General features: G+C 74.7%; 2 protein-coding genes. Both read right to left on the reverse strand.

The window, feature by feature from the left end; translation table 11 throughout:
* Positions 1-207: 207 nt before the first annotated feature.
* Positions 208-501, reverse strand: coding sequence for a WXG100 family type VII secretion target (locus tag NCC78_RS31750; protein WP_250799136.1), 294 nt, complete (start codon positions 499-501; stop codon positions 208-210).
* 29 nt (positions 502-530) lie between these two features.
* Positions 531-851 carry a WXG100 family type VII secretion target gene (locus tag NCC78_RS31755; RefSeq protein ID WP_250799137.1) on the reverse strand — a complete coding sequence of 107 codons (321 nt, stop codon included), beginning with the start codon at positions 849-851 and terminating at the stop codon, positions 531-533.
* Positions 852-1,255: the final 404 nt, after the last annotated feature.

Consider the following 1,255-nt stretch of genomic DNA (forward strand, 5'->3'; position numbering starts at 1 on the left):
GGTGCTGCTCGCCCTGGTGGTCCCGCGCGGCGCCCGGCGCCGCTGGCAGCCCGCCGGGCCCGCCTGACGCGCATTCTCGGCCGCGCGCCGCGGCGGCACGCCGGGCACACCTGCGCGGTCTCGACCGTGCGCCGCGGTGGCGGTCGGGCACACCTGAGGCCGGAAACGGTGGTGGCGCCGACCGCGTCGGCGCCACCACCGCCGGGCTCACTGGAACAGGCCGACGTTCTTCTTCTCGGTGTCGAGATAGTCGGCCGCGGAGTCGTCCACCGCGAGCTTGATGTCGCGCAGCATGGTCTGGAGGTCCTGCGAGGCGGACCGCCAGCGGGCCTGCCGCTGCTCGTAGGCCTGCCGAGCCTCGCCCGACCAGCTCGCCACCAGCGGGGCGGCGTCGCGTTCGAGCTGCCCGAGCTGCGAGTCGAGCGTGTTCAACGCCTTCTGGATGTCCGCGCCGGCCTGTTGCAGCGCGGCGAAGTTGACGACCAGCACACCGTGGTCCATCGGAGGTCTCCCTTCCCCGGGGTCAGGGGTCAGAGCGGCAGTTGGATGCCGCCGCGGTTGGTGGTGGACACCCGGCTGGCGGCCTCGGCGTCCGAGACGTCGTACTGCTGACCGGCCGTGCGGATGGCGCCGGCGGTCTCGCGCAACGCGCGTTGCAGCGCCGCCTGGTCCTGCGACCACTGCTGCTTGACCTGCTCGAACGAGCGCCCACCGGCGCCGCGCCAGGCCTGCTGCAACACCTCCAGCTCGGCCAACAGGCCGCTCAGCATGGACTGCAACGACTGGTCGACCTGCTCGAACTTCGCGGCGGTCTGCTGCATCACCGCTGCTTCTGCCTGGGTCTGGGACACCCCGGACGTCACCTCGTCTCCTCGGTCGTGGCTGGCCGTCGACGCACCCGCTCGCCGGGCGCGCCGCTCGCGCCGCCCGGGACGTCGAGCACGGCGGGCGCGGGTCAGCGGAACTCGTCGCTGACGGTAGCGGCCCCGTCGCGGTTCTGCTACCCCCGCGTCCTCCCCTGTGGACAACCGGGCCCGCGCCCCGTCGGTCCGGGCCCTTACGATGGGCGGCACCAACGTCGCGGCGAGTGATCGGCTGAGGAGGCGCGGTGACGGCGACCGGCACGGCGGACGCGCAGCGGTCCGCCGCGCGCCACGGCCCGCAGTGGCCCGCGCCCGCCATCGGGCCGGTCCCGCCTCCGACCGACGGTCCGCCGGCGGCAACGACCGGAACCCGGCCGACGCTCCCCCCGCAG

The organism is Micromonospora phytophila (genome assembly GCF_023656545.1).
Taxonomy (GTDB): Bacteria; Actinomycetota; Actinomycetes; order Mycobacteriales; family Micromonosporaceae; genus Micromonospora; species Micromonospora phytophila.